At 69.9% G+C, this 7,151-nt stretch carries 8 protein-coding genes; 3 read left to right on the plus strand and 5 right to left on the minus strand.

What is annotated here, in order from left to right:
- Nucleotides 1-83: 83 nt before the first annotated feature.
- Nucleotides 84-629 carry a GNAT family N-acetyltransferase gene (locus tag VM681_07455; protein ID HVL87820.1) on the minus strand — a complete coding sequence of 182 codons (546 nt, stop codon included), beginning with the start codon at nucleotides 627-629 and terminating at the stop codon, nucleotides 84-86.
- 59 nt (nucleotides 630-688) lie between these two features.
- Here VM681_07455 and leuD point away from each other — a divergent pair, with 59 nt between their 5' ends.
- The gene (gene leuD, locus VM681_07460) at nucleotides 689-1,177 is read left to right on the plus strand and encodes a 3-isopropylmalate dehydratase small subunit (GenBank protein HVL87821.1); all 489 of its coding nucleotides are present in this window, start codon (nucleotides 689-691) and stop codon (nucleotides 1,175-1,177) included.
- Here the strand turns inward: leuD and VM681_07465 are convergent.
- The 4 genes from VM681_07465 to VM681_07480 form a co-directional block, all read right to left on the minus strand.
- The gene (locus tag VM681_07465) at nucleotides 1,174-2,985 is read right to left on the minus strand and encodes an ABC-F family ATP-binding cassette domain-containing protein (protein ID HVL87822.1); all 1,812 of its coding nucleotides are present in this window, start codon (nucleotides 2,983-2,985) and stop codon (nucleotides 1,174-1,176) included. The two genes, leuD and VM681_07465, sit on opposite strands and share 4 nt — an antisense overlap.
- A gap of 52 nt (nucleotides 2,986-3,037) precedes the next feature.
- A complete protein-coding gene (locus VM681_07470) occupies nucleotides 3,038-3,424 on the minus strand; it encodes a hypothetical protein (protein ID HVL87823.1) in 387 nt (128 codons plus the stop codon).
- Nucleotides 3,425-3,551: 127 nt separating this feature from the next.
- Entirely contained in the window at nucleotides 3,552-3,899 is a 348-nt protein-coding gene (locus VM681_07475) for a CxxC-x17-CxxC domain-containing protein (GenBank protein ID HVL87824.1), read from the minus strand.
- Between the two features lie 121 nt (nucleotides 3,900-4,020).
- Nucleotides 4,021-4,866 carry a hypothetical protein gene (locus tag VM681_07480; protein HVL87825.1) on the minus strand — a complete coding sequence of 282 codons (846 nt, stop codon included), beginning with the start codon at nucleotides 4,864-4,866 and terminating at the stop codon, nucleotides 4,021-4,023.
- Between the two features lie 99 nt (nucleotides 4,867-4,965).
- Here VM681_07480 and VM681_07485 point away from each other — a divergent pair, with 99 nt between their 5' ends.
- Both VM681_07485 and VM681_07490 read left to right on the plus strand, forming a co-directional pair.
- Complete coding sequence (locus tag VM681_07485) at nucleotides 4,966-6,765, plus strand: glycoside hydrolase family 15 protein (GenBank protein HVL87826.1); 1,800 nt, start codon at nucleotides 4,966-4,968, stop codon at nucleotides 6,763-6,765.
- On the plus strand, nucleotides 6,762-7,151 hold a 390-nt coding region (locus tag VM681_07490; GenBank protein ID HVL87827.1), incomplete at its 3' end, for an HAD hydrolase family protein. The genes VM681_07485 and VM681_07490, both read left to right, overlap by 4 nt.

Below are 7,151 nucleotides of genomic sequence, written 5' to 3' on the forward strand. Positions count from 1 at the left end.
GCTCTTGCGGACGCCCGGCGCGCGGACGTCGTCGGGCGTGCCCCCTTCCGTGCCGCGATAGCCTTCCGTGGCGGTGTCGTCGGTCATCGACGCGAACGGGCGCGTGCAGGGGCGTGAACCCTGCGGGACGATGGCCGGCGCTTTCGCGCGCCGGCCGCTGGCTTGTCGAGCCGAAGGCGCATCTCCCACGTCCGCTCGAAGCCGAGCCGCTCGTAGATGCGCTTTCCCATGGGCGCGGCGTGGAGCGCGATTGCAGGATGGCCGTGCCGGCGCGTCCAGCGGACGGCTTCGCGGACGATGCGCGCGGCAAGGCCGTTGCCGCGGTGGGCGGGCTCGGTGAACATGGAGAGGAGGTACGGGCGCTTGCCGCTTGGGCCGCCGGGGTAGGGTTGGATCTGCTGCACCCAGAGGCATCCGCTTGCGGCGGGCGTTCCGTCGGGCGCCTGCGCGATCCATCCGACAAGCGTGCGGTCGCGAAGGCGCGCTCTTGCCCATCGGGCGTACACGGGGTCCGCTTCGTCGAGCTCGCGCGGCGTTCCGTGGCCGATCTCCTTCCACATGCCGCGGCGGTGCCGCACGAGGAGGGGAATGTCGGCAAGCGTGGCGGCGCGAAGGCGGTAGCGGGGCACGCGGCAGCAAGCGACGGTCCCCCAAATCGTTTTATCCCCCGCGCGCGCCTGCGGCTCGCATGCTCTCCGGCCCTTGCCTTGTCCTTGGCGACGACGTGAACACGGACGTCATCGCGCCCGGACAGTACCTCACGCTGTGGGACGAGCTTGGAAAGCACGTCTTCGAGGGACTGGGCAAGGACCATCCGGCGCTTGCCGCCCGCAGCACCTTCGTCGTGGCGGGCCGGAACTTCGGCAGCGGCTCCTCCCGCGAGCAGGCCGTCATGGCCATCCAGCAGGCGGGCGTGAAGTGCGTGATCGCCGAGAGCTTCGCGCGCATCTTCTTCCGAAACGCGATCAACCGCGCGCTCCTGGTGCTCGAGGCCCGCGTGGAAGCGAAGACCGGCGACGAGCTCGAGGTGGATCCGTCCACGGGCGCGATCCGCAACGTCACGACGGGCAATTCCTGGACGGCGCGTCCGTTGCCCGAGGCCGCGCGCCGGATCGTGGAGGACGGCGGGCTCATCGAGCATCTCAACAAGCGGCTGGAGCGCGAGCGGCAGGGCTAGGCCGCCTCTTCCACCCGCCCCGTCTCCTCCGCCCACCGCAGGAGGCGTCGGAACGACTGCGTCTCGCCGCCCGTGACGCGGATCGCGTCGCCCGCCGAGTAGCGGGCGCCACGCTCCCAGTCCTTGAAGGCCTTGCGCACCTTGTACACGCGGGGCTTGCCGGCCTGCGCGAACTCCGACATCCGCTGCAGCGTGCGCGTCTGGCTGAAGTTGCCCGAGAACAGGCCGACGCGGTGGTGCGCGACGAGGAGCACCTTGTTGCAGACGGCATCGAGGAAGCTTCGGTTGTGCGAGACCACAAGGACGGTTCCCGGGTACTCTTGGATGGCCTGCTGGACGATCTCCTGGCTTTCGATGTCGAGGTGGTTCGTGGGCTCGTCGAGGACGAGGAGGTTGTTCTCGGAGACGATGAACTTCAGGAGCGCCATGCGGGCGCGCTCGCCGCCCGAGAGCGAAGCGACCTTCTTGAAAGCGTCGTCGCCCTTGAAGCCGAACCGGCCCAGCAGCCCGCGCGCCTCCGCCTCGCCCATCTTGTCCTTTGCCGTCTTGACCTCTTCGAGGAGCGTGCGGTCCGGGTCGAGTCCCTCGTGCTCCTGGTCGTAGTACGCGACCTTGGCCGACGGCGCAAGGACGATCGTTCCCTCGCTGGGCTTCTCCTCGCCGACGACCATGCGAAGGAGCGTCGTCTTGCCGCTGCCGTTTGGGCCCACGAGCGCGACCTTGTCGCCGCGAAGGATCTCGAAGGTGGCTCCGCGAAAGAGGGTCCGACCGGGGAACCACTTGCCCACCTCGTCGAAGGCCAGGACGTCGATCGACCGCTTGCTCACCGCCTTGAACTCCAGGCGGAAGGCCTTGTGCGCGCTTGGGCCCTCGTCGTCGAGGCTCATGCCGCGGCGGATCTTCTCCAGCCGCCTGGCCTTGCTTTGCGCCTGCGCATCGTAGCGGTTGCGTCGCTTGATCTCCTCGATGATGGCAAGCTGCCGCTCGACTTCCGAGCGGTCCTTACGTCGCTTGGCGTCCCATGCGCGCGAAAGCGCCTCGCGCTGCTCCCGGTAGTCCGTGTAGTTCCCGGTCCACTCGAGCACCTTGCGCCGGTCCACCTCGAGGACCTTCGTGGCGACGTTGTCCAGAAGGTACCGGTCGTGCGCCGCGAGCATGACGGCCGCCTCGGTCGTGACGAGGAGCTCCTCCACCCATTCGATCGTCTCCATGTCGAGGTGGTTCGTGGGCTCGTCGAGCAGGAGGAGGTCCATCTGCTCGTGCTGGGCAAGCGCGCGGGCGAGAAGCACCTTCGTCTTCTCGCCCCCGGAGAGGTCGCCAAAGCGCTTGTCGAAATCTTCCTCCGCGACGCCAAGATCCGAGAGGACGGGCGACGTGAGCGGTTGCGCGCCCGCCCGCGCGGTGGCAAGCTGCGCCTGGAGATCGCCGTAGCGGGTCGTCACGTCGGAGGACTCGGGCGCCTCCCAGAACGCGGGATCGCCCATGCGCGACTCGATGGCGGCAAGCTCCCGCGCAAGCCTTCGGACCTCGGGCGTGGGCGCCGACAGGACCTCGCGCACGGGCGTGGCAGGCGGCACGGTCGCAAGCTGGGGCATGTAGCCTAGGCGCAGGTCGTCGGGCACTTCGATCGTGCCAAGATCGGGCGAAAGCTCGCCGGCGATGAGCTTGAAGAGGGTGGACTTGCCGCTGCCGTTGGGTCCGACGAGGGCCACCTTCTCGCCCGGCAGGACCTGCAAGGCCGCGTTGTCCAGCACGAGCTGGGGGCCGTAGGCCTTCGTGACGCCGTCGGTGCGGACGAGCGCGCGCATGGCAAGGCGTCCACGCCCTCCGCGTATTTGAAACTCCTGCGCCGGCGATCGGTCACCATCGCTCGACGACGCGGAAGCTGTACTTGGGCTCGATGACCTCGAGCCAGACCTCGGCGAAATCGACGTGCAGGCGAGGGAACGAGAGAACCTCGCCGTCCCATTCCACCTCGACCGGGTCGCCGCGAAGGTGCAGCACGACGCGCTGCCCGCGCGCCGGGAACAGGCTCCGTCGCCCCGGCGGCACGCGCAGCCCCTCGCCCGGAATCCATCGCACGGCGAAGCGGCGTCCGACGGACTCCGCGTGCTCGCGTCCCGGAGGCGGGCGGCCGCGCATGCCCGAGCGGGCGCGCGCCGCCGTGCACGCGTCGCAGCGGCAAAGCGTCCGAAGCTTGCCCGTGTGGAGGCAGAACGGGTCGCCCGCGTCGTACGCCTTGGTCATGGTGGCCACTGTTCGGAAAACGTGGAAAGAAGAAAGACGGATTGGGTGACTCTCTGGCGGAAATCCGCCGGCCAATCGACCCCATCTGCTTGTTCGAATTCGTGCGCTACTTACGGACCCGTTGGATCTACCTGGGGGGCCGGTGGTTCTGGTAGCAGTCTCGGCAGTACACGGGGCGCCCCTCGGTCGGCCTAAACGGCACTTGAGTCTGCTTGCCGCAGTCTGAGCAGACCGCGTCATGCATCTCACGGGGGGGTCCACGTGGGCCGCCGCGGAAACCGCCGCCGCCACCACGATATTCACCCATACGTTCGTTTCTCCTATGAGCGCCGCCCACTCCTTTCGGAGCGGGCGTGCCCGCATTTCTCCACAACGTACCCCTATTTATAGTATCCGACAGAACTCGTCCGACCTTCCGGGCGATTGTGCGGCTGCGGCCCGTCAGCATCCGCTGTATCCGCAGCTTGGGCACCATCGGCAGGTTTGCTGGAGGACGAGCGTCCAGGCGCAGTCGGGGCAGGTCATCGGATGTCCATGCAAGCTTCCCGAGCGCCTCAGCCTCGCGGCAAGCGCGCCGAAACTATCGCCGCGCGCACCTAACGCCAAGCGCCTTGGACGGACTCCCAATGCGGCGCCCCTGCAAGCGTGCGGCGGCGCACCGAGCCTGCGCTCTCCAACGCCGCGAGCCGTACCTCGGCGTCCTTGGCCGACCAGGCGAACACGCGTTCGATCTCGACGCGGGGCGCCGGCCCGTGCTCGCGAAGGTAGGCTTCGACGTCGGTGGGCGCGCGCTTCCGCAGCGCGCCGCCGGCAAGCCAGTCGATCGCGTCCTCGACGACGGTGGGCTCGAAGGCGTAATCGAGAAGGACGAGCCGTTGGCCGCCATCGGAGACGGCCACGTTGTAGAAGCCGATGGGCGCGTGGGGGAAGCCTTCGCCCTGATGCTCGAAGTCGTGGCGGAGCTTCTCGCCGTCGGAGAAGGCCGCGAGGATCGCCGGAGCCTCCATGCCCGCCTCCGCCGCGGCCGCGTGGACGGCGTCCTCCTGCGCGATGTCGCGGCCCTCGACCGTGTACATGCGAAGGAGCGCGCGTGCGAACCGGCGGCCGCGCCGCGCGTCCAGGCGGAGCGCGTGGAAGGCGGCCATCGAGGGCGGGAGCATCGTGTCCGGAATCGTCTCGCGCCGCAGGTCCGTGAAGAGGGGAACGCCCGTGCGCTCCGCGATCTCGCCGCGCAGCCACTCCTTCATCTCGTCGAAGCTCATGCCGTAGTGCTTCTCCCATTCCGCGAAGTCCTCGTACGGACACCCGATGCGGACGTGCACGTCGATCTGGTCGCCGTACACGAGCTCGAGGCGATTGAACAGCGCCTCGTAGCCCCACGACCAGTGGCAGCCCGGCGAGGTGGCGTGGTACACGGCGACGCGGCCGGCGGAGGCGGGCATGCGGGACCCTACGCCTCCTTGCGTCATGAACGTCGCGGCGGGCGTCGTCTTGGGGTGACAACCCAACCGTTTAAGGGAATCCGCTCGTAAGGAATGGGCGTGCAGCGCTACCGCGCCATCTCGGAGTACGGCCTCCTTGGCGACGCGCGGACGGCCGCGCTCGTGGCGCCCGGCGGCAGCCTCGATTGGTGGTGCGTCCCGCGCTTTGACGCCGGATCCGTCTTCGCCCGTTTGCTCGATTCCGAGCTTGGCGGCCGGTTCTCGATCTCGCCGCCCGAGCGGGCGGCGGTTCGCATGGAGTACGAGGACGGAACGAACGTCCTGAGGCACCGCTTCCGGGTGGGGGACGGCGAGGCGAGCCTCGCCGACGCGCTCGCCTGGCCGGCGCCCGCCGACGCGCCCGGCTCCGTCCTCCTCCGGCTGCTGGAAGGGTTGGAGGGTCGGGTCCCCATCGACGTCCATTTCGAGCCGCGCCCCGAGTACGGCGAGGCGGCCGCCGTGCTCGCCCCGCGCGACGACGGCGTGGACGTCACGTGGCCCGGCGGGGCGCTCCTGCTGCGCACGCGCGCGCCGCTTTCCGTCGACGATGCGGCGGCGCGGGCGCAGATCGAGCTCTCCGCCGGCGACCGGCTGGCCTTCGTCGTCACGCACGCGGCGCGGCCGGACTCGCCCGCCGTGGAGCCGGAAGCCGTCGACGCGCTGCTGGACTCCACGCGCCAGGCGTGGCGCGCCTGGGACGCGCGCACCACCTATCGCGGGCCGTACCGCGAGGCCGTGCGCCGAAGCGCGCTTGCCTTGCGCCTGCTCTACTACGAGCCCACGGGGGCCATCGTCGCGGCGCCCACGACCTCGCTTCCCGAGAGCGTGGGCGGCGTGCGCAACTGGGACTATCGTTTCTCGTGGCCCCGCGACGGCGCCTTCGCCGTGGACGCGCTGCTGCGCACGGGCCACCCGAAGTACGTGGAGAATTACGTTCGATGGCTCCTCACGGCCGCGGCGCGAACGCGCCCGGTCCTTCGCTCGATCTACAGCGTGGACGGAGCGGAGGACATGCCCGAGCGCGAGCTTGCGCATTTCGAGGGCTACCGCCGCTCGGCGCCCGTCCGCGTGGGCAACGCGGCCTGCTCGCAGCACCAGCTCGACGTTTACGGGGAAGTGCTAAACGCGGTGGCCCGCCGGCAGGAGGAGGGTGAGCCGCTGCCGCCGGAGCTTCTGGCCGGCCTGGCCGACTTCGTCGACCACGTGGCGCGCGTCTGGCGCGAGCCCGACAGCGGCATCTGGGAGCCGCGTTCGCCCGAGCGCCACTACGTCCTCTCCAAGGTCATGGCGTGGGTAGCCCTCGATCGCGCCCTTGCGCTTGATCTTCCCGGCGACCGCGAGCGTTGGACGCGCGAGCGCGAGGCCGTCCGAGAGGCGGTCCTGTCGCGCGGCTGGAGCGAGGAACTGGGCTCGTTCCAGATGGCCTTCGACTTCCCGCACCTTGACGCTTCCCTGCTCCTTCTTCCCCTGGTGGGCTTCCTTCCGGCCGACGACCCGCGCATGGTGGCGACGGTCGAACGCATCCGCCGCGACCTCGAGACGGACGCGGGCTTGCTGCTTCGGTACCTCGACGTGGACGACGGCCTTCCCGGCGGCGAGGGGGCCTTTGCGTACTGCACGTTCTGGCTCGTGAACAACCTCGCGCTGCAAGGGCGCCTCGAGGAGGCCCGGACGCTCTTTGAGCGCATGCTCGCGCGCGCGAGCCCGTACGGACTGTTCAGCGAGGAGATGCATCCGGCCACGGGCGAGCTTCTGGGCAACTACCCGCAGGCGCTGCCCCACATCGGCCTCATCGAGAGCGCCGTGCTCCTGGAAGCGCTCGATCGCCCGCAGGCCTCCGCCCGGGAGGTTCGGCGATGACCCGGTGGCGCGCCATCGCGTGCGACTACGACCGGACGCTCACCGACGAGCACCTCCGCCCGGACGCCCACGCCCTGGCGGCGCTGGGCCAGGCGCGCGACGAGGGCATCCGAGTCATCGCCGTCACCGGCCGGCCCCTGCACTTTGTCCGCCGCACGCTGCCCACGATCGACGCGGTCGTGGCCGAGAACGGGGCCGTGCGGTGGTACGAGGGAAGCGCGGAAGTGTGGGAGGATTGGCCCGACCGTCCCCGCGTGCTCGACGCGCTCGACGCGGCGAAGATCCCCTTCGACGCTCACGAGGTCATGCTGAGTCTCCCGCGGTCGCACGCCGTCGCGGCCAAGCGCGCCCTGCGCGAACATGCGCTTCGGGCCACCTTCCAGGTC

The sequence above is a fragment of the Candidatus Thermoplasmatota archaeon genome (assembly GCA_035541015.1).
Classification (GTDB): Archaea; Thermoplasmatota; SW-10-69-26; order JACQPN01; family JAIVGT01; genus DATLFM01.